Source organism: Micrococcus sp. KBS0714, from assembly GCF_002008305.4.
GTDB lineage: Bacteria > Actinomycetota > Actinomycetes > Actinomycetales > Micrococcaceae > Micrococcus > Micrococcus luteus.
In genome coordinates this window covers 832,863-854,027 of record NZ_CP042169.1, presented here as the reverse complement: position 1 = coordinate 854,027, position 21,165 = coordinate 832,863, and the positions used below count along the sequence as shown (strand labels likewise).

Here is a 21,165-nt window from a genome sequence, read left to right as displayed (position 1 = left end):
GACCGCGCGGCCCGGCTGGCCTCGAATCTAGCGTGGCGCCCCGGCCCGTCCCGCCGCGCGACACTCGGTGTCCGCAGAGCGGGACGGACCCACCCGGGCCCGAGGCCGGCGGCCGGGTGCGCCGTGCCCGCGTCCTCAGCGGGCGAGGCGCGGATCGGTCTCGCGGGCGAACAGGTCCTCCTGCGTCTCGCGGCGGATGATCACCCGCGCCTGCCCGCCGGAGACCGCGACGACGGCCGGGCGGGCCAGCGCGTTGTAGTTCGAGGACATCACGTGCGTGTACGCGCCCGTGGCCGGCACGGCCAGCAGGTCGCCGCGGCCCAGGTCGGCCGGCAGGTACACGTCGCGGACGAGGATGTCGCCGGACTCGCAGTGCTTGCCCACCACACGGGAGAGCACCGGCTCGGCCTCCGAGGTGCGGCGCGCGGAGACGGCGGTGTAGTCGGCGTCGTAGAGGACGGGACGCGGGTTGTCGGACATGCCGCCGTCCACGGCGACGTAGCGGCGGGCCGCGGTGCCGCCGTCGGGGGCGTCCACGTCCACGGTCTTGGTCACCCCGACCGTGTAGAGGGTCAGCCCCGCGGGGCCCGAGATGGCCCGCCCCGGCTCGAGCGAGATGCGCGGGCACGCCAGGCCGAGGCGCTCGACGGTCTTCTGGACGTCGTCGGCGAGGGCGTCGGCGATCTCCGCGGCCGGACGGGGCTCGTCCACGGCCGTGTAGGCGATGCCGTGGCCGCCCCCGAGGTCGAGCTCGGCCAGCTCCACCCCGTGCTCGGCCTTGACCTCGGCGAGGAACTCGAGCACGCGTCCGGCCGCCAGCCCGAAGCCCTCGGCCTCGAAGATCTGGGACCCGATGTGGCAGTGCACGCCCAGCAGCTCGATCGACTCGGCGGCCAGGGCCGCGGCCACGGCGACGGCGGCCGGCGAGCGGCCGGCCACATTGCCGTCCCGGTCGGTGGAGGCCGGGGCCAGGGAGAGCCCGAACTTCTGGTCCTCGTGCGCGGTGGCGATGAAGTCGTGGGTGTGCGCGTGCACGCCCGGGGTCAGCCGGAGCATCACGGGGGCGCGGCGGCCGGCCTCGGCCGCGAGCGCGGCCAGGTGGGTGAGCTCGTCGAGCGAGTCCACGATGATCCGACCCACGCCCGCCTCCAGGGCCGTGCGCAGCTCGGCGTCCGACTTGTTGTTGCCGTGCAGGCCGATGTGGGCCGGGTCGATGCCGGCGGCCAGCGCGATCGCCAGCTCGCCGCCCGAGGCGGTGTCCACGCGCAGGCCCTCCTCGGCGGCCCAGCGGGCGGTGGAGAGGGTGAGCATGGACTTGCCGGCGTAGTAGACGTCCGCTCCCCCGCACAGGTCGGCGAAGGCGGCGTCGAAGCCCTTGCGGAACGCGCGGGCGCGGGCGCGGAAGTCGTCCTCGTCCACCACGAGCAGCGGCGTGCCGAACTCCGCGGCGAGCGCGCTCGCGCGCAGGCCCTGGACGGTGAGCTCGCCGTCGGCGGCGCGGTCCACGCCGGCGGCCCACAGGCCGGGCACGAGCGCGTCCGGGTCCCCCGGTGCGGGGAGCCAGGCGGGGGCGAGCGGGGAGGCGGGGGCGGGCTGCGGCGTCCTCATCCGGGCGCTCACATCTTCTCCGGGGCGGACACGCCGAGCAGGCCCAGGCCGTTGGCCAGCACCTGGGCGGTGGCGTCGTTGAGCCACAGGCGGGTGCGGTTGAGGGTCTCCACGGGGCGCGGCGTGCCGTCGTCGGTGGGCATGGGCACGATCCGGCAGGCGGCGTACCACGAGTGGTAGGCCCCGGCGATCACCTCGAGGTGGCGGGCCACGCGGTGCGGCTCGCGCAGGCGCGCCGCCGCGGCGACGACGGCCGGGAACTCCGCCAGCTGAGCCAGCAGCTCCGACTCGGTGGCGTGGGTGAGCAGGGCGGCGTCGAACTCGGAGCGGTCCACCCCGTGGGCCTGCGCGGTGCGCGCCGCGCCCGAGGCACGGGCGTGGGCGTACTGCACGTAGTAGACGGGGTTGTCGTTCGTGGTGGAGCGCAGCAGCTCGGGGTCGATCGTCAGGGGCGAGTCCGCGGGGTAGCGGGCCAAGTCGTAACGCAGGGCGTCGCGGCCGAGCCACTCGACGAGGTCCTTGAGCTCGATGATGTTGCCGGCGCGCTTGGAGAGCTTCGCGCCGTTGACCGAGATGAGCTGGCCGATGAGGATCTCGATGTTCGTCGCCGGGTCGTCGCCGGCGGCGGCGGCGATCGCCTTGAGGCGGTTCACGTAGCCGTGGTGGTCGGCACCGAGCAGGTACACCTTCTCCTCGAAGCCGCGGTCGCGCTTGTGGAGGTAGTAGGCGGCGTCGGCGGCGAAGTAGGTGGGCTCGCCGTTGGCGCGGATGAGCACGCGGTCCTTGTCGTCGCCGAAGTCCGTGGTCTTGAGCCACACCGCGCCCTCGCGGTCCTCGACGTGGCCCTGTTCGCGCAGCCGCTGCACGGCCTGCTCGATCGCGCCGGAGTCGTGGAGCGTCTGCTCCGAGGTGAACACGTCGAAGTGCACGTCGAAGGCGGCGAGCGTGTCCTTGATGTCCTGCATCTGGAGCCGGTACGCGGCCTCTCGGACCACCGGGCGGGCGGCCTCGTCCGTCAGCTCGCGCACGTCCGGGTGCTCGAGGGCGACGGCGTCGGCCAGCTCCTGCACGTACGCGCCGGGGTAGCCGCCCGCGGGGACGTCGCGGCCGTGCAGGCGGGCGAGGACCGAGTCGGCGAACACGTTCATCTGGTTGCCGGCGTCGTTGACGTAGTACTCGGCGGTGACGTCCGCGCCCGAGGCGCGCAGCAGGCGGGCGATCGCGTCGCCCAGCGCGGCCCAGCGGGTGTGGCCGATGTGCAGCGGGCCGGTGGGGTTGGCGGAGACGAACTCCATGTTCACGGTGTGCCCGGCCAGGGCGTCGTTGCGGCCGTACTCCGGGCCGGCCTCGACGATCTCGCGGGCCAGGGCACCGGCCGAGGCCGCGTCCAGGGTGACGTTGAGGAAGCCGGGGCCGGCGACGTCGACGGCGGCGATGCCCGGCTTGTCGGTCAGGCGCTCGGCCACGAGCCCGGCGAGGTCGCGCGGGGCCATCCCGGCCTTCTTGCCCAGCTGGAGGGCGACGTTGGTGGCCCAGTCGCCGTGCTCGCGGCTGCGGGGTCGCTCCACCTTCACGCGCGCGGGGGTGATCTCCTCCCGCAGCGCGGCGGGGAGGTCACCGGCATCGACGGCGTCGGTGAGGACAGCGGACAGCAGGGCGGAGAGGTCTTCGGGCTTCACCCGCGCAAGTCTACGGAAGGGCCGCCGCGCCCGTGCGCGTGCGAACGAACCCTGCGAGATGGCCCCCTCCGGCCCGCGGTGGGGGCCATCTCGCAGGGTTCGTCGGGGTGGGGGTCAGGCGGGCCAGGCGGCGAGGCCGCCGGCGAGGGACAGGACGCGCCCGCCGGCGCTCGGGTCGGCCCCGACGACGGCGTCCCGCGCCCGGGCCGACCGGGCCCCGGCGGCGCAGTAGACCACCAGGACGCGGTCCCGCCCGGGCGCGAGGGCCGCCGGCTCCGCGAGGACGGCCTCGAGCGGGACGTGCCGATCGGCCACCGCCGCGGGGGCCTCGACCCGGCGCAGGCGGCGCTCCCAGTCCTCGCGGACGTCGAGCAGGGTGAGGGACGCGACCCGGGCGGGGTCGGCGAGCAGGGCGGCCAGCGCGGCGGGGGCGATCTCCCCGCCCGCGGCGCCGCACGCCTCCGCCGAGCCGGGGGCGCCGGCGTCGTCCGGGCGGGGGGCCTGGTCCGCGTGGGCGGACAGGTCCGTCACGGGGGTCCGCTCGGGGTCGGGCACGAGCCGCAGCTCACGGAAGCGCATCGTCAGGGCGTCCACGGAGAGCAGCCGCCCGACCAGGGGCTCGCCCACCCCGGAGAGCAGCTTGATCGCCTCGGCCGCCATGAGGGAGCCGATGATCCCGGGCAGCACCCCGAGCACCCCGGCCTGCGCGCACGAGGGCACCTCGCCGGGTTCGGGACGCTCCGGGAACACGTCCCGGTACAGCGGCCCGCCCGGGGCGAACACGCTCACCTGCCCCGCGAACCGCAGGATCGCGCCCCACACCACGGGCACGCCGGCGATCTCGCACGCGTCGGCCACGAGGTAGCGGGTCGCGTAGTTGTCCGTGCCGTCGAGCACGAGGTCCACGGCGCCGACCCGCTCGAGCGCGTTGGCCGCGGTCAGGCGTTCGCGGTGCTCGACCACGCGCACCTCGGGGTGCAGGCCGCGCATCGTCGCGGCGGCGGAGGCGGTCTTGGGGCGGCCGAGGTCCGCCTCGGCGTGGATCACCTGGCGGTGCAGGTTGGAACGGTCCACCACGTCGTCGTCGATCACGTGGACCTCCCCCACGCCCGCGGCGGCGAGGTAGGTCAGCACGGGCGCCCCGAGGCCGCCGGCGCCGACCACGAGGACGCGGGAGCGCAGCAGCGCCAGCTGGGCCTCGGGGCCGAAGCCGTCCAGGCTCAGGTGGCGGGCGAAGCGCTCCAGCTGGGTGTCGGACAGCGCGGTGAGGTCGCGGGGCTCGCGGGCGGCGGGGTCCAGGGCGGCGGTCACCGCTCGTCCTCCTCGGCCGTGACCCGCCCGGCCATCGGCGAGGAGGCCAGGGCGTGCTCGCGGCGCGGGATGCGCCCGGCACGGCGGGCGTGGAAGCCCGCCTCGAGCGCGAGCCGGCACGCGTGGGCCATGCGGGCGGGCTCGGCGGCGCGCGTGATCGCCGAGGCGGCGAGCACGGCGTCGCAGCCGGCCTCCATCGCCAGGGCGACGTCCGAGGCGGTGCCCACGCCGGCGTCGAGCACGATCGGCACGGAGGCGCGGGAGACGATCAGCTCCAGGTGTGCGCGGTTGAGGATGCCCAGCCCCGAGCCGATCGGCGAGCCCAGCGGCATGACGGCGGCGGCGCCGGCCTGCTCGAGGCGCAGCGCCATGGCGGGGTCGTCCGAGGTGTAGGCCAGGACGGTGAAGCCGTCGGCGGCGAGCCGCTCGGTGGCCTCGAGGGTCTCGACGACGTCGGGCAGCAGGGTGCGCTCATCGGCGATGACCTCGACCTTCACGAGGTCGGTCTCGAGCGCCTCCCGGCCGAGCCGGGCGGTGAGCACGGCGTCCCGGGCGGTGTAGCAGCCGGCGGTGTTGGGCAGCACGTCGATGCCGAGGCGGTCCAGCAGCGCGACCAGGCCGTCACGGGTGTCCGCGGACCAGCGGCGCAGCGCCACGGTGGTGAGCGTGGTGCCGGAGGCGACGAGGGCGCCCTCGAGGGCGGTCAGGTCGGTGATGCCGCCCGTGCCCATGATGAGCCGGGAGGCCAGGTCGTAGCCGCCGATCCGCAGCGGCGGGATCGCGGGGGCGGCGGGCGGGGTGCGGTGCTCGGCCATCGCTCAGCCCCCCTGCACCGCGGTGACGACGTCGACCTCGTCCCCGGCGGCCAGCTCCCGGGTGGCCCAGGCCGACCGGGGCACGACCTCGCCGCCGACCGCCACGGCCACGCCGAGCCGCCGCCCATCCGCGGCGGCGCCGTCCTCGCCGATCGCGCGCCCGGTGACGTGCGCGACGACGTCGCGGACGGTGGCCACGGCCAGCTCGGCGGGCTCTCCGTTGAGGGTCAGGGTGAGGGTGCTCATGCGATCTCCTTCAGGCGGGCGTGCAGCAGCTCGAGGATCCGCCCGGCCGCCCAGGGGGCGAGCAGGATCCCGTGACGGTGGAAGCCGGTGGCGACGACGGCGCCCGGGGCCTCGGGCACGGTAAGCACGCGCGGGGCGTCGTCGGGGGTGCCGGGGCGGGCGGCGGTGGTGATCTCGACCAGCTCGCACTCGCGGACGGCGGGCAGGATCGCGGCGGCGTCGGCGAGCAGGTCCAGCACGGCCCCGGCGGAGGTGCCGGCCAGGCCGTCCTCGCGGGCCGAGGCGCCGACCACGAGGGTGCCGTCCGCGCGGGGCACGAGGTAGACCTGGCGCCCGTGGACGAGGCCGCGGACGGTGCGGGTGATCAGGTGCGACTCCCCCGGCAGCAGCTGCTCGGGGCGCACCCGCAGACGCAGCACGTCGCCGTGGACGGGGCGCAGCGGGACCTCGACGGCGGTGGCCGCGCCGCCGATCCCGCGGTGGCCCAGGCCCGCGGCGAGGACCGCGCCGTCGGCGGTGAGGACGCCCCCGTCGGCCAGCGTGAGGCGCACCCCCTCGCCCTCCGGGCCGGCGGCGGTGACGCGTCCGGCCACGAACCGGGCGGCGGGTCCGGCGCCGACCGGGAGCGGGCCGCCGTCGGGTCCGGTCTCGGCGCGCAGGGCGGCGACGCAGGCGGCGGCGAGCCGTCGCGGGTCCACCTGATGGTCGTCCGGGGCGTCGAAGCCGGCGGCCAGGCCCGGGGCCAGGGCGGGCTCGGCGCGGCGCAGCGCGCGGACGGAGACGGGCTCGACCCGGCGACCGAGGATCGAGGCGTGCTCGAGCACGTGGTCCCAGGCGCGGGCGTCCGAGGGGTCCGCGGCCACGATCCAGGCGCCCTGTGCGAGGAAGCCCGTCTCCACATCGGTGAAGGCGGCGAGCAGGTCCACGAGGGCCGGGTAGGCCTCCCAGCCGGCCTGCAGCAGCGGGGCGAGGTCGTCCTGGCTGAACTGGGTCTCGGCGAGCGGCGCGAGCATCCCCGCCGCGGCGTGGGTGGCCCCGGCCACGGCGTGCGGGCGCCCGGCGGCGTCCAGCTCGGGGGCGATCAGGGTGACGGCGTGGCCTGCGGCACGCAGACGCACGGCGGCGGTGAGGCCGATGATCCCGGCCCCGACGACGGCCACGTGCACGGACCGGTCCTCCTCACGGCGGCATGACCCGCATCGAGTGGTGATGGTCGGCCGCGCCGGCGCGGTGCGCCCCTGCGGCCCTCTCAGCCCGGCGTGTGCGGCCCGGGCTCCCATGGAACAGCGGCCAGTCTGCCACAGTGGGCGCATGCACTCCCCCGATCCGCTCCTGATGACCGCGGCCGGCCGCGACGACGGCGGCACCGGCCCCGGCGCGCGCCGCCGCGCCCGCCTCGCCGCCTCCCGGCTGTACGTCTGCACCGACCTGCAGCGGTTCCTGCGCCCGGACGGCACGCTCGACACGGCCGCGTTCGCCGACTTCTGCGCGGCGGCGTTCCGCGGCGGAGTAGACGTGATCCAGGTGCGGGACAAGGCCGTGGACGTGGCGGTCGAGCTGGCCGCGTTCGCCACGCTCGTCCCGCTGGCCCGGGAGCACGGGGCGCTCTCGGCCGCCAACGACCGCGCCGACGTCGCCGCCCTGGCCGGGGTGGACGTGTTCCACACGGGCCAGACCGACCTGACCACCGCGCAGTGCCGCGCCCTGCTGGGCCCGGACGTGGTGCTCGGCCGCTCGTGCCACACCGAGGCGCAGGTGCGCGGCGCCCGCGCGGAGGACGGCCTGGACTACTTCTGCACGGGGCCGGTGTGGGCGACGCCCACGAAGCCGGGCCGGGCCGCCGTCGGACTGGAACTGCCGACCCTCGCCGCACGCCTGGACGCGGAGGACCCGGCGGGGGCGCGGCCGTGGTTCGCCATCGGCGGCGTCGACGCGGACCGGCTGCCCGAGGTCCGCGCGGCCGGGGCGGAACGGATCGTGGTGGTCCGCGCCGTGACGCAGGCCGAGGACCCCGAGGCCGCGGCCCGGACCCTGCGCGCGGGCCTGCCCGGCTGACGCGCCCCGCGGGGAGGTCACGGACGGGCCGTCCTGATGGTGTAGAGTCGACGAGTCCGCAACGCGCTCGACGCGTCGCGACCCCCGCCTCCGTAGCTCAGGGGATAGAGCGTCTGCCTCCGGAGCAGAAGGCCGCAGGTTCGAATCCTGCCGGGGGCACGAGCGAACAGAGCCGGACCCCCGTGGCGACACGGTGGTCCGGCTCTTCTGCGTTCTGCGGACCCGGACGCTCGAGCGGAGCGGGAGGTCCGGGTCACCGGCATTCGAGGCGGGAAATCGACCTCATAGGACGTCCCGAGGTGCGTATTCGCCGGATTTCCCGCCTCGAACGTGTCGAAGCCCGGAGGTCCCGCCCTCAGCCCCGCTGCGCATGACCGTGGTCGACGGGCCCGTGCCACGTCGGCCGCGAGGCGTCCCCGACCGCGAGCGCCTCCCCCGCCCGCATCGCGTCGGCCAGCCACGGCTTGGCCCGCTCGAGTGCGTCGTCCCAGCTCAGGCCCGCCCCGGCCAGCGTGGCCAGGGCCGAGGAGAGGGTGCAGCCGGTGCCGTGCGAGGCGCGGGTCGTCACGCGCGGGCCGCGCACCTCGTGCACGGCCCCGCCCACGCGCACGACGGCGTCCGGCACCTCCGCCGCTGCGGCCTCGGGCGCCTCGGTCTCGTCCAGGTGCCCGCCCTTGAGCAGCACCGTCACCCCGTGCTCGGCGGCCAGGCCCCGCGCCGCGTCGAGGGCGGCGTCCCAGTCCGTCGCGTCCCGCCCGGTCAGCCGGGCCAGCTCGGGCAGGTTGGGTGTCACCAGGTGCGCCACCCGCAGCAGCCGGGCCCACGCGGCGCGCCCGTCGTCGTCGCCGACCGCGGTGAGGGCGTCCCCGCTCGAGGCCACCATGACCGGGTCCAGCACGACGACGGCGGGCCGGGTCTCCTCGAGCCAGCCGGCGACGGCCCGCATGAGCTCCACCGTGCCGAGCATGCCGATCTTCACGGCGTCCACGGCGATGTCGGCGGCGACCGAGTCGAGCTGGGCGCGCACCACGTCCACCGGCAGCGGGTGGACGGCCTGCACGCCCTGCGTGTTCTGGGCGGTGATCGCGGTGATCGCGGTCATCCCGTAGCCGCCCCACGCGGCGATGGTCTTCAGGTCGGCCTGGACACCGGCGCCGCCGCCGGAGTCGGAGCCGGCGATGCTGAGCACACGGGGGACGGCGGAGGTCATGCGGGGGCTCCTTCGGGTCGGGGCGGATCGGCCGCCCGGGCCGGGCCGATCCCGCCCATGAGAATGTAGTCGCATGTCCCACGTCACAGAGAGCTCTCCCGCGCACCCCGGCCGAGCCGAGGAGTCGGCGCCGCTGCGGCCGACCTCCCCGCTCGGGATCGCCGCCACGTTCATCGGCACCACCATCGGCGCCGGGTACGCCTCGGGCAACGAGATCCTGCAGTACTTCGTGAGCTTCGGCCTCTGGGGCGGCACGGGGGCGCTCGTGATCGCCGGCGCGCTGTTCTTCCTGCTCGCGGTGATCGTGCTGCGGCTGGCGCAGAAGCTGCGGACCACGGACATCCACCGGATCGTGAACCCCACGACGTCGCGCGTGCCCACCTGGTTCGCGGACCTGTCCATCACCACGTCCCTGCTGGGGACGCTGGTGATCATGCTGGCCGGGGCCGGGGCGGCGGTGCACACCGCGTTCGGGCTGCCCTCGCTCGTGGGCTCGCTGGTGATGGCCACCGTCTGCGTGGTCTCGGTGCTGGCCGGCATCACGGGCCTCGTGCGCGTCCAGGCCGTGGTGGTCCCCCTGATCATCGTGGTCGCCGTCGGCGTCGCGGTGTGGGGGTTGGCGAACCCGGGGGCCGCGGTGGACGACGTCGCCGCGCTCGTGACCTCGTCCCCGCTGATCAACCAGTGGTGGCTCTCGGGCGTGCTGTACGTGGCCTTCAACATCCAGCTGGCCTACGCGGTGCTCGCCCCGATCGGCGAGGAGAGCTCCTCGTCGGGCCGCTCCCTCGTCGCCGGGGCCGGGCTCGGGGCCCTGGGCCTCGTGGTGATGGCCGGCGCGGTGATGGCCGCGATGACCGCCCACGCCCAGCTGATCGGCCGCGCCGAGCTGCCCATGGTCGAGCTGGCCGCGATGATCGGCGGCTGGGCCGCCCTGCTGTACACGGTCGTCCTGCTGCTGGCGCAGTTCACGACGGCGGTCTCGTGCCTGTACGGCGGGGTGGAGCGCATCGCCCTGCTGTCCTCGATGCGCCGCGTGCCGGGCTGGGTCATCGCCGTCGTCACGGCCCTGGCCGCCACCCTGCTCTCGAGCGTCGGCTTCTCCGACCTCGTGGGCACCGTCTACCCCGTCCTCGGCTACGCCGGCCTCGTCATCATCGTGATGCTGGTCGTGACGTGGATCGTCGAGCGCTCCACGGTACGCCGCCGGGCGGCCCGCGCGGCGCGCGCCTGAGCGCCCGGCCGCATGGCCGGACGGCGGACGGTGAGGCGCCGCGGGGGACGTGCTAGGGTCGCTCGCATCCCACGGGAGCCCCACGGCACGGGGCTGAGACCGGGCTGACGCCGCCCGGAGACCGTCTGAACCTGTCCGGGTCATTCCGGCGAAGGAAGAAGGAGCAGCGGCCATGTCCGTTTCCGAGCGCACCCCCCTGCCCGCAGCCGAGTCGACGGCCGAGGTCGTCGCCGAGGAGAACTACCCCACGCACCGTCTGGGATGGCTCGAGGACGCCGAGCACGGCATCCGCGTGCCCGTCACCGAGGTCCACCAGGACGACTCCCCCGACGGCACGCCCAACGCGCCCCTGACCGTCTACCGCACCATGGGCCCGGGCTCCGTGCCCGAGCGCGGCCTGCCGGCCCAGCGCGCCGAGTGGATCCGCGCCCGCGGCGACGTCGAGGAGTACGAGGGCCGCGAGCGCGACCTGCTCGACGACGGCCGCTCGGCCGTGCGCCGCGGCGCCGCCTCACAGGAGTGGGCCGGCGAGCGCCGCCCCCCGCTGCGCGCCAAGGAGGGCGCGCGCGTCACCCAGATGCACTACGCCCGGCGCGGCGAGATCACCCCGGAGATGCGCTACGTCGCCCTGCGCGAGGGCGTGGACGTGGAGCTGGTGCGCTCCGAGGTCGCGGCCGGCCGCGCCATCATCCCGGCGAACGTGAACCACCCCGAGTCGGAGCCGATGATCATCGGCAAGGCGTTCGCCGTGAAGGTCAACGCGAACATCGGCAACTCGGCGGTGACGTCGTCGATCGCCGAGGAGGTCTCGAAGCTGCAGTGGGCCACCCGCTGGGGCGCGGACACCGTGATGGACCTGTCCACGGGCGACGACATCCACACCACCCGCGAGTGGATCCTGCGCAACTCCCCCGTGCCGATCGGCACCGTGCCGATCTACCAGGCCCTCGAGAAGGTCGGCGGCGACCACCAGGCCCTGACCTGGGAGATCTTCCGCGACACCGTGATCGAGCAGTGCGAGCAGGGCGTGGACTACATGACCGTGCACGCCGGCGTGCTGCTGCGCCACGTGCCGCTGTCCGCGGACCGCGTGACCGGCATCGTCTCCCGCGGCGGCTCGATCATGGCCGGCTGGTGCCTGGGCCACCACAAGGAGAACTTCCTCTACGAGAACTACGACGAGCTCTGCGAGATCTTCGCGCGCTACGACGTCGCGTTCTCCCTGGGCGACGGCCTGCGGCCGGGCTCCGTGGCCGACGCCAACGACGCCGCCCAGTTCGCCGAGCTCGACACGCTGGCCGAGCTGACGGAGCGGGCGTGGGCGTACGACGTCCAGGTCATGGTGGAGGGCCCCGGCCATATCCCGCTGCACCTGGTGCGGGAGAACGTGGAGCGCCAGCAGGAGCTGTGCAAGGGCGCCCCGTTCTACACGCTCGGCCCCCTCGTCACGGACATCGCCCCGGCGTACGACCACATCACCTCGGCCATCGGCGCCACCGAGATCGCCCGCTACGGCACCGCGATGCTCTGCTACGTCACGCCCAAGGAGCACCTGGGCCTGCCGAACCGGGACGACGTGAAGACGGGTGTGATCACCTACAAGATCGCCGCGCACGCCGCCGACGTCGCCAAGGGCCACCCCGGCGCCCGCGACCGCGACGACGCCCTGTCCAAGGCGCGCTTCGAGTTCCGCTGGCGCGACCAGTTCGGCCTCGGCCTGGACCCGCAGCTCGCCGAGGAGTACCACGACGAGACGCTGCCGGCCGAGCCCGCCAAGACCGCCCACTTCTGCTCGATGTGCGGGCCGAAGTTCTGCTCCATGCGCATCAGCCAGGACATCCGCAGCGAATTCGGCGGCGCGTCCGAGCAGGCGCGGATCGCCGAGGCCGGCATGGCCGCCAAGTCCGCGGAGTTCCGGGCCGCCGGCGGGTCCGTGTACCTGCCCGAGCCGAGTCTGCGCCGGCCCGAGGGGGACGCGGTGCTCGCGAGGGACTGAGCGGCCCGTGCCGCGGCGCGGGGGCCAGGGTGCCGGCCTTGAGCACCTCCCCCGCGCGCGGCGCGAGCCTGCCCTCGCCGGTCGGCCTGCCCTGGGCGCGCTCCCGGCTGGCGTGGCCCCGACCGCGGTCGCCCCCAGCATCTCCCCCCCTCGCCGCACGTGCCGCTGCGGGCCGGGCGGCTCGAGTGACGAGGTCCGGCCGCGCCTCCTGCACAGGTGTCCGCAGACGGCGTTGCGTCCCCGGGCGTCGCGTTCCGGCTCCGGATGTCCGGGGCCGCTCTTAGGCTCGGGTGCATGAGCGCGCACCACGCCGACGACGGCCTCCCCGCCCCCGTCTCCACCCTCGCCGAGGATCCACCGGCCGACGGGCGACAGGCGCCGCCGAGTGGCGTCGTCGTGGGTGAGGACGGGCGGGCCCGCCCGCCGTGGGCGGCACGGGATCCGCTGCTGCGGGAGTACTACGACACGGAGTGGGGCCTGCCCGTCACGGACGAGCGGGGCCTGTTCGAGCGCCTCGTGCTCGAGGCGTTCCAGTCGGGCCTGAGCTGGCGGACCGTCCTGGCCAAGCGGCCGCGGTTCCGGGAGGTGTTCGCGGGCTTCGACCCGGACGCCGTCGCGGCGTTCGGGGACGCGGAGGTCGAGGCACTGCTGGCGGACCCCGGCATCATCCGGAACCGGCGCAAGATCGAGGCCGCGGTCGCGAACGCACAAGCCGTCGTCGGGATGCGCGGCGAGCGGTTCGCCCCGCTGCACCCGGGCGCCCCCGGCGCGGGCCCGGCCTGGCACGGCGACGGCGACCGGCCGGCCCGCGGTCTGCCGGGGCTGGTCTGGGCGCACCAGCCTGCCGCGACCCCACGGCCGGAGACGGTGGCCCAGGTCCCCTCGACCTCGGACGAGTCGCGCGCGCTCGCGAGGGCGCTGAAGGCGCACGGCTGCCGATTCGTGGGGCCGACCACGTGCTTCGCCCTGCTGGAGGCCGCCGGGATCGTGGACACCCACCTTCTCGGCTCGTGGCGAAGAGGGGCGTCCGGGATCTGGGAGTGAGCGGGGGCCTCCGGCAGGATGGGGAGCTCAACGCAGGACGTCCACACGAAAGGGTGACGACTGATGACCACCACCTCCGCCTCTCAGGGCTACCGCACGATCAACCCGGCCACCGGGGAGCTGCTGAAGTCCTTCGACAACGCCACGGATCAGCAGATCGCCGACGCCCTCGACGCCTCGCAGGCCGCCTACGAGCAGTGGTCCCGGAAGTCGGTGGCCGAGCGCGCCGCCGTCGTGAAGCGGATCTCCGAGCTGCTGGCCGAGCGGTCCAAGGACATCGCCGCGGTGATCACCACGGAGATGGGCAAGTCCCTCGGCGCGGCGGTCGGCGAGGTGCGCTACGGCGCCCAGATCTTCGGGTACTACGCGGACGAGGCCGAGGAGCTGCTCGCGGACCAGCCGATCAAGCAGTTCTCCGGGCAGGAGGCGTTCGTCCAGCGGCTGCCGCTCGGCCCGCTGCTGGGGATCATGCCGTGGAACTTCCCGGTGTACCAGGTGGCCCGTTTCGTGGCGCCGAACCTCGTGCTCGGCAACACCATCCTGCTCAAGCACGCCGAGATCAACCCGCAGGTGGCGCAGCTGCTGGAAGAGCTCTTCACCGAGGCCGGACTGCCGGAGGGCGTGTACCAGAACGTGTTCGCCACCCACGACCAGATCTCCACGATCATCGCCGATCCGCGCGTGCAGGGCGTGTCCCTCACCGGTTCGGAGCGGGCCGGCGCCGCCGTCGCCGAGCAGGCCGGCCGGCACCTCAAGAAGGTCGTCCTCGAGCTCGGCGGCTCCGATCCGTACATCGTGCTCTCCGCGCCGGACGCCCGCGCCGCCGCCCGCGACGCACTGGCCACCCGGATGGGCAACTGGGGCCAGGCCTGCAACTCGAACAAGCGCATGATCGTCATGGAGGACCTCTACGACGACTTCGTGGACGAGCTGGTCCAGCGCTCCTCGGAGATGAAGCCCGGCGACCCGACCTCGCGCGACGCCGACGTCTACGGCCCGCTGTCCTCCGAGTCCGCGGCCGACGGGCTCGCCGAGCAGATCGCCGAGGCCAAGCAGGCCGGCGCCACCGTCCACGTGGGCGGCGAGCGCACCTCCGGCCCCGAGGGCGAGGGCTTCTACGTCTCCCCGGCCGTGATCACGGACGTGGACCAGGAGAACCCCGCCTACACGCAGGAGCTGTTCGGCATGGCCTCCGTGGTCTACAAGGTGTCCTCCGCCGAGGAGGCCGTGGCGCTGGCCAACGACTCCCAGTACGGTCTCGGCGGCGCCGTGTTCTCCACGGACCTGGACGAGGCCAAGCGCGTGGCCGACCAGCTCGAGGTGGGCATGGCGAACGTGAACCTCGCCTCCGCCGCCGGCGCGAATCTGCCCTTCGGCGGCGTGAAGCGCTCGGGCTTCGGCCGCGAGCTCGGCCCCCTGGCCCTGGACGAGTTCGCCAACAAGCGCCTGTACGCGGTGCAGGGCCCCCTGGAGGGCTGACCCGGGGCCGGGTCGGCCGGGCGGGTCTCCCGCTCCGGCCGGCCCGTCGGCCCCTCAGCCGCGCAGCGGGACGGTCGCCAGCACCTCGTGCAGCGGCCCGCCGGACCGGCCCTCGCCGAGCCGGGACGCCACGACCTCGACCTCGTCCGCGGTCCACTCCGGCCCGCGGTACACGGCGAGCGCGTGCACGGCCTCGGCCAGCAGGACGGTGGCCGGCGCCGGCGGACGGGGCTCGCCCCGCCTCCGACCCCGAGGTCGGGGCGCGGCGCCCGAGGCCCGCGCCACGGTGAGGTGGGCGCGCCGGCGGTCCCGGCCGTCGTCGTCGGCGAGCCAGGGCTCCGCCAGGAGCGCGCCGAGCTCCCGGACCTGCCCACCCACCCCCACCCAGAGCGTGCGGTGCGAGAACTCCCCCGCTCCGGCCAGGTGCAGGTCCAGCGGGCCATGTCCCGCCGCGATGCGGCCGGCGACGGCGACGACGTCGTCCACGGCGCCGGCGGGCACCTCCGGGTGGAACGCCAGCGTCAGGTGCCGCTGCTCCGGCTCGGTCCAGCACAGCGCGCGTCCGGCCCGGTCCCGGACGCCGTCGAGGGCCGGCTCGAGGTGGTCGAGCGCGGCCCTCGGCGGACGGATCGCGAGGAAGAGCCTCACGCCTGCGCGCGCGGATCCGCGGCGGCTGCGGTCGAGCCCCCGGCGGCGTCGCGCGTCATGGCGGCCGGGGCCACGTCCGGGTCCGGCTCGCGGCCGGCCACGATGTCGATCGCGCCGGTGAACTCGGCGTCGATCCGCCGCTGCACCCGGCGCGAGCGCTGGGTCACGAGGGACACCACCACACCCACCACGAAGGCGGCGACGAAGCCCGGCAGCAGCTCGTACAGGCCGAACCACTCCCACGTCTCGGCACTGGCCTCGGACCACACCCAGGCGACGGCGGCGCCGGTGACCATGGCGGCCATCGCCCCCCACGAGGTGAACCGCGGCCAGTACAGGGCGAGCAGGATCACAGGGCCGAAGGCGGCGCCGAAGCCGGCCCACGCGAAGGAGACGAGCTCGAGCACGGAGGAGTCCGGGTCGAGGGCGAGCAGCCCCGCCACGAGCGCCACCACCAGCACGCCGATGCGTCCGAGCCACAGGGTGAACGTCGGGGAACCGGTGCGCCCGCGCAGCATGTAGAGGTCCTCCACCAGGGCGGAGGAGCACACGATCAGCTGCGAGGAGAGCGTGGACATGATCGCGGCGAGGACGGCGGCCAGCACCAGGCCGGCCACGAACGGGTGGAACATGATCGAGGCCAGCACCAGGAACACGGTCTCCGGGTCCTCGAGCGTGGTGCCGGGGTTGGCCTGGAAGTAGGCGATGCCCACGAGGGCCACCATCACGGCACCGAACACGGACAGCGCCATCCAGCCGATGCCGACGCGCCGGGCGACGGCCGCGTCGTGCGGGGTGCGCAGGGCCATGAAGCGGACGATGATGTGCGGCTGGCCGAAGTAGCCCAGGCCCCAGGCGAGGGAGGACAGGACGCCGATCAGCGTTGCGTTCTCGAACATCGAGAAGTGGTTCACTCCGCCGCCGGCGGCGTCGGCGGCGCGGATGCCCTCGACGACGGCGTCCCAGCCTCCCATGGTCAGGATCACGACGATGGGTACGGCCAGCAGCGAGAGGAACATGAGGACGCCCTGGGCCACATCCGTCAGCGAGGCGCCGAGGAAGCCGCCGAACAGGGTGTAGAGCACCGTGATGCCCGCGACCACGAGCATGCCGGTGAGGTAGTTGATGCTGATGCCCTGGGCGTAGAAGGACTCGGGGCCGAAGGTCGACTCGACGAACTTGCCGCCGGCCACCATGCCCGAGGAGACGTAGAAGGTGAAGAACACGAGGATGATCAGGCCGGCCACGATCCGCAGGATGTGCGTGCGGTCCTTGAACCGGTTCTCGAGGAAGGACGGGATCGTGATCGAGTTCCCGGCCACCTCGGTGTAGGAGCGCAGGCGGGGGGCGACCACGCGCCAGTTCACCCACGCGCCCACGGTCAGGCCGACCGCCATCCAGCCCTCGACCAGGCCCGCGGCGTAGATCGCGCCGGGCAGGCCCATCAGGAGCCAGCCGGACATGTCGGACGCACCCGCGGAGAGCGCCGCGACGGACGGCTTCATGTCGCGTCCGGCGAGCATGTAGTCGTCGAGGTCGGTGTTCTTGCGGGAGGCGTACAGGCCGATCGCGATCATCGCGAGGAAATAGAGGCCGATCGCCGCCAACAGGAAGACGGTGTTCGTGTCCATGGGCTCCAGAGAATCACATCCGGACTCTCAGCCCCAGTCCCAGGTCCGTCCCAGATTCGCCCCGTCCGGGTCGGCCCGGGCCCCCGCGCGCCTAGGATGGAGGCCGTCATGACGCAGACTCCCCCGCCCTCCACGCCCGCCGCGCAGCCGTCGGCGACGCCCCACGACGCCGTCGCGATCACGTTCCCCGAACACCTGCCGGTGGCGGAGCGTCGCGAGGAGATCATGGCCGCGATCCGCGACCATCAGGTGGTGATCGTCGCGGGCGAGACCGGCTCGGGCAAGACCACGCAGCTGCCGAAGATGTGCCTGGCCCTCGGGCTCGGGGAGGCCGGCTCGATCGGCCACACCCAGCCCCGGCGCATCGCCGCCCGCTCCGTGGCCGAGCGCATCGCGCAGGAGCTGGGCGAGGAGATCGGGCAGACGGTCGGCTACCAGGTCCGCTTCACGGCGCAGACCTCGAAGGCGACCCGGGTCAAGGTCATGACGGACGGCATCCTGCTGGCCGAGATCCCCCATGACCCGCAGCTGCGCCGCTACTCCGTGATCATCGTGGACGAGGCCCACGAGCGCAGCCTCAACATCGACTTCCTCCTGGGCTACCTGCGCAACCTGCTGCCCCAGCGCCCGGACCTGAAGGTGATCATCACCTCGGCCACCATCGACCCGGAGCGCTTCGCCCGACACTTCGGCCGGCCGCTGGCCGAGGGCGAGGACCATGCGGACGCGGTGGAGGCCGACGACGGCGGCCGCGTGGTCCCGGCGCCGATCATCGAGGTCTCGGGGCGCACCTACCCCGTCGAGATCCGCTACCGGCCGCTGACCGACGAGCCCTCCCCCGACGACCCCGAGGACGATGCGGACGACGCCGCCGAGACCCGCGACCCCCTCGACGCGATCGGCGACGCCGTCCTCGAGCTGGCCTCCGAGCCGCCGGGCGACATCCTCGTGTTCCTGCCGGGCGAGCGGGAGATCCGCGAGGCCGCGGACCACCTGACCGGCGTCGTCGCCGGCACCACGCGCCTGGCCGGCACGGAGATCCTGCCGCTGTTCGGCCGCCTGTCCATGGCGGAGCAGCACCGCGTGTTCGGCCGCGCCGGGGCCGGGGTGCGCCGGCGGATCGTGCTGGCCACGAACGTCGCCGAGACCTCCCTGACCGTGCCGGGCATCAAGTACGTGATCGACACGGGCACCGCGCGCATCTCGCGGTACTCGCACCGCACCAAGGTGCAGCGCCTGCCGATCGAGCGTGTCTCCCAGGCCAGCGCGAACCAGCGCTCGGGCCGGTCCGGCCGCACCTCGGACGGCATCGCGATCCGCCTGTACTCGGAGGAGGACTACCTCTCCCGCCCCGAGTTCACGGACCCGGAGATCCTGCGCACCTCCCTGGCCTCGGTGATCCTGCAGATGCTGTCCCTCGGTGTGGCCCGCACCCCGGGCGACGTCAAGGAGTTCCCCTTCGTCCAGCCCCCGGACGGCCGTCAGGTCACCGACGGCGCCACCACGCTCACCGAGCTCGGGGCGCTCGAGGCCGGCGGCGCCCGCGCGGGCACCATCACCCGGGTCGGACGCCGCCTGGCCCGTCTGCCGGTGGACCCCCGGCTGGGCCGCATGATCCTCGAGGCCGGTGAGCGCGGCTGCGTCCGGGAGGTCATGGTGATCGCCGCGGCCCTGACCATCCAGGACCCCCGCGAGCGCCCCACGGAGCAGCGTGAGGCCGCGGACGAGCTGCACCGCCGGTTCGCGGACGAGAACTCGGACTTCTCCGCGATCCTGAACCTGTGGGCCTACCTGCGCGAACGGCAGCAGGAGCTCTCCGGCTCCCAGTTCCGGAAGCTGTGCCGCCGCGAGCACATCAACTGGCTGCGCGTGCAGGAGTGGCAGGACCTGGTGCGCCAGCTGCGCCAGCTCGCCAAGGACGTGGGCCTCACCGTCGAGGCCGGACCCGTGGACCCGGTGGGCCGGCACGAGGCGGTGCACAAGTCCCTGCTCACCGGCCTGCTCGCGCAGATCGGCGCCTACGACGAGCGCCGTCGCGAGTACGCGGGCGCCCGCGGCACCCGTTTCGCCGTGTTCCCCGGCTCCGCCCTGTTCAAGAAGCGCCACCCGTTCGTCATGGCCGCCGAGCTCGTGGAGACCTCACGGCTGTGGGCGCGCACGGTGGCCCGGATCGAGCCGGAGTGGGCCGAGGAGGTCGCCGGCCACCTCGTCAAGCGGGCCTACAACGAGCCGCACTGGTCGCGGCGGGCGGGCTCCGTCGTCGCGCGCGAGAAGGTGACGCTGTTCGGCGTCACCCTGATCCCGGACCGCTCGGTCCGGTACGGCCGCATCGACCCGGAGCTCTCCCGCGAGCTGTTCATCCGGCACGCCCTCGTGGAGGGCGACTGGCGCACGCGCCACCGGTTCTTCGCCCGCAACCGGGCCGCGCTCGAGGAGGTCGACGCCCTCGAGACGCGCCTGCGCCGCCGCGACCTGCGGATCGGGGACGAGGACCTGTTCGCCTTCTACGACGCGCGGATCCCGGCGAACGTCGTCTCCGAGCGGCACTTCGACGCGTGGTGGAAGAAGGCGCGCCAGGAGCAGCCGGACCTGCTGGACCTCGACGTCGCCGCCCTGCTCACCGCCGACGCCGAGGACCTGGACACCGACGCGTTCCCCACCACGTTCTCGTATCCGATGCCCGGCGGCGACGTGGAGCTCGACCTCGAGTACACGTTCGACCCGACCGGCGCGGCCGGCACCGACGGCGTGACCGTGGCCGTGCCGATCCTGCTGCTCAACCAGGTCTCCCCCGGTCCCTTCGCATGGCTGGTCCCCGGCCTGCGGGTCGAGCTCGTCACCGCCCTCATCAAGGCGTTGCCCAAGGCGGTGCGCAAGAACCTCGTGCCCGCCCCGGACGTGGCCCAGCAGCTCGTGGCGGACCTCGAGGCCCACGCCGACCCGCTGCGGGACGAGCTGCCGGAGGCGCTGTCCGCGGCCGTGCGTCGGGTGCGCGGCGTGGTGGTGGAGCCCGGACTGTGGGCCCCGGACGCGGTGCCCCTGCACCTGCGGATGGACTACCGCGTCGTGGACGCCCGCGGCGCCGTGATGGGCGCCGGCCAGGACCTGCCCGCGCTGCAGGCCCGGCTCGCGCAGGCCAACCGCTCCGCGATCGCCGCCCGGCTCGCCGGCACCGACGACCCCGCCTCGGCCCGGCCGGGGCCGCGCGGCACGGGCCGCGGCGGCCGGGCCCAGGCCGACGCGCGGGCCGGGGCCGAGGGACGCCGTCGCCCGGAGGGCCCCGGGCGGTCCGGCGCGACGCCGGCCTTCGAGGAGCGGCACAGGCTGACCTCGTGGAGCATCGGCACGGTGCCGAAGACCGTCTCCACCGCGGCCGGGGCGCGCGGCCCCGCCATCACGGGCTACCCGAGCCTGGTGCCCGAGACCACGCCCGACGGCGGCCCCGCGGCCGGCCTGACCGTGGCCCGGTCCGCGGAGGACCAGGCGGCCTGGCACCGGGCCGGGGTGATCCGGCTGCTGCTGGCCACCCTGCCCAGCCCCCAGCGCTACGTGCTGGACCACCTGGACAACAGGGAGAAGCTCACCTTCACCCAGAACCCGCACGGCTCGGTGGACTCCCTCGTCGCGGACTGCACCCAGGCCGCCGTGGACCGTCTCGTCGGGGACGAGCTGCCGTTCGACGAGGCCGCGTTCCGCGCCCTGTTCGACCGGGTGCGGGCCGACCTGATCGACACGGTCTTCGCCGTCACGTCCCTGGTGGAGCAGGTGCTCTCCCGGGCCGCGCAGGTGCGACGCCGGCTCAAGGGCTCGGTCTCGCTCGCCCTCGCACCGGCGCTGTCGGACGTGAAGGCACACCTCGAGCAGCTCGTGTTCCCCGGCTTCGTGGCCGCCACGGGCTGGGAGCGGCTGCAGCACCTGCCGCGCTACCTGCAGGGCATGCTGACGCGCCTGGACCGGCTGGACGCCGGCGGCCACCTGCAGCGCGACGGGCAGCACATGGCGGTGGTGCAGGGGCTCGAGGACGAGTTCGACGCCGCGGTCGCGGCCCACCGCGCCCGGTTCGCGGGCACGCCCGTGCCCGCGGAGCTGGAGCGGGTGCGCTGGCTCATCGAGGAGCTGCGCGTCTCCTTCTTCGCCCAGGAGCTGGGCACGGCGGTCTCGGTCTCCGAGAAGCGGGTGCGTCAGGCGCTCGCCCGGGCCACGCGCGCCTGA

Annotated in this window: 15 protein-coding genes, 1 tRNA gene and 2 riboswitches; of the genes, 7 read left to right on the top strand and 9 right to left on the bottom strand. The window is 74.6% G+C overall.

Annotated features, from left to right (window positions below):
• Positions 1 to 135: 135 nt before the first annotated feature.
• From lysA to B1A86_RS03875, 6 genes are all read right to left on the bottom strand, one after another.
• Positions 136 to 1,608, bottom strand: a complete 1,473-nt coding sequence (gene lysA / locus B1A86_RS03900; RefSeq protein ID WP_078026021.1) for a diaminopimelate decarboxylase — start codon at positions 1,606 to 1,608, stop codon at positions 136 to 138.
• A gap of 8 nt (positions 1,609 to 1,616) precedes the next feature.
• Positions 1,617 to 3,287 (bottom strand): arginine--tRNA ligase, encoded by a 1,671-nt coding sequence (gene argS / locus B1A86_RS03895; RefSeq protein WP_078026020.1) that lies wholly within the window; start codon positions 3,285 to 3,287, stop codon positions 1,617 to 1,619.
• Between the two features lie 114 nt (positions 3,288 to 3,401).
• A complete protein-coding gene (gene moeB / locus B1A86_RS03890; protein ID WP_078026019.1) occupies positions 3,402 to 4,598 on the bottom strand; it encodes a molybdopterin-synthase adenylyltransferase MoeB in 1,197 nt (398 codons plus the stop codon).
• Complete coding sequence (locus B1A86_RS03885) at positions 4,595 to 5,413, bottom strand: thiazole synthase (RefSeq protein ID WP_036316581.1); 819 nt, start codon at positions 5,411 to 5,413, stop codon at positions 4,595 to 4,597. The genes moeB and B1A86_RS03885 overlap by 4 nt, the downstream gene beginning before the upstream one ends.
• Before the next feature lie 3 nt (positions 5,414 to 5,416).
• Entirely contained in the window at positions 5,417 to 5,659 is a 243-nt protein-coding gene (thiS, locus tag B1A86_RS03880) for a sulfur carrier protein ThiS (RefSeq protein ID WP_078026018.1), read from the bottom strand.
• Positions 5,656 to 6,825, bottom strand: a complete 1,170-nt coding sequence (locus tag B1A86_RS03875; protein ID WP_073115808.1) for an FAD-dependent oxidoreductase — start codon at positions 6,823 to 6,825, stop codon at positions 5,656 to 5,658. The genes thiS and B1A86_RS03875 overlap by 4 nt, the downstream gene beginning before the upstream one ends.
• Positions 6,819 to 6,949: riboswitch (TPP riboswitch) on the bottom strand. Its footprint overlaps the gene before it by 7 nt.
• A 21-nt stretch (positions 6,950 to 6,970) precedes the next feature.
• Here B1A86_RS03875 and thiE point away from each other — a divergent pair.
• Positions 6,971 to 7,714 (top strand): thiamine phosphate synthase, encoded by a 744-nt coding sequence (gene thiE / locus B1A86_RS03870; RefSeq protein WP_036316591.1) that lies wholly within the window; start codon positions 6,971 to 6,973, stop codon positions 7,712 to 7,714.
• Between the two features lie 86 nt (positions 7,715 to 7,800).
• A tRNA-Arg gene (locus tag B1A86_RS03865) sits at positions 7,801 to 7,873 on the top strand.
• Positions 7,874 to 8,069: 196 nt separating this feature from the next.
• On the opposite strand, the gene thiD is transcribed toward B1A86_RS03865, so the two are convergent.
• Positions 8,070 to 8,924, bottom strand: a complete 855-nt coding sequence (gene thiD / locus B1A86_RS03860) for a bifunctional hydroxymethylpyrimidine kinase/phosphomethylpyrimidine kinase (protein ID WP_044659216.1) — start codon at positions 8,922 to 8,924, stop codon at positions 8,070 to 8,072.
• 73 nt (positions 8,925 to 8,997) lie between these two features.
• On the opposite strand from thiD, the gene B1A86_RS03855 reads away from it, so the two are divergent.
• From B1A86_RS03855 to B1A86_RS03840, 4 genes are all read left to right on the top strand, one after another.
• Positions 8,998 to 10,155 (top strand): membrane protein, encoded by a 1,158-nt coding sequence (locus B1A86_RS03855; protein WP_044659217.1) that lies wholly within the window; start codon positions 8,998 to 9,000, stop codon positions 10,153 to 10,155.
• 61 nt (positions 10,156 to 10,216) lie between these two features.
• Positions 10,217 to 10,331, top strand: a riboswitch (TPP riboswitch).
• Entirely contained in the window at positions 10,328 to 12,151 is a 1,824-nt protein-coding gene (gene thiC / locus B1A86_RS03850) for a phosphomethylpyrimidine synthase ThiC (RefSeq protein WP_078026017.1), read from the top strand. (Overlaps the previous riboswitch by 4 nt.)
• Positions 12,152 to 12,445: 294 nt before the next feature.
• Entirely contained in the window at positions 12,446 to 13,195 is a 750-nt protein-coding gene (locus B1A86_RS03845; RefSeq protein WP_078026016.1) for a DNA-3-methyladenine glycosylase I, read from the top strand.
• Between the two features lie 63 nt (positions 13,196 to 13,258).
• On the top strand, positions 13,259 to 14,674 hold the full coding sequence (locus B1A86_RS03840) for an NAD-dependent succinate-semialdehyde dehydrogenase (protein WP_078026015.1): 1,416 nt from the start codon (positions 13,259 to 13,261) through the stop codon (positions 14,672 to 14,674).
• 54 nt (positions 14,675 to 14,728) lie between these two features.
• On the opposite strand, the gene B1A86_RS03835 is transcribed toward B1A86_RS03840, so the two are convergent.
• Both B1A86_RS03835 and putP read right to left on the bottom strand, forming a co-directional pair.
• Complete coding sequence (locus B1A86_RS03835; RefSeq protein ID WP_078026014.1) at positions 14,729 to 15,322, bottom strand: 2'-5' RNA ligase family protein; 594 nt, start codon at positions 15,320 to 15,322, stop codon at positions 14,729 to 14,731.
• Complete coding sequence (gene putP / locus B1A86_RS03830; protein WP_078026013.1) at positions 15,319 to 16,953, bottom strand: sodium/proline symporter PutP; 1,635 nt, start codon at positions 16,951 to 16,953, stop codon at positions 15,319 to 15,321. The genes B1A86_RS03835 and putP overlap by 4 nt, the downstream gene beginning before the upstream one ends.
• 108 nt (positions 16,954 to 17,061) lie before the next feature.
• Between putP and hrpA the strand changes: the two genes are divergently transcribed.
• Positions 17,062 to 21,165 (top strand): ATP-dependent RNA helicase HrpA, encoded by a 4,104-nt coding sequence (gene hrpA, locus B1A86_RS03825; protein WP_078026012.1) that lies wholly within the window; start codon positions 17,062 to 17,064, stop codon positions 21,163 to 21,165.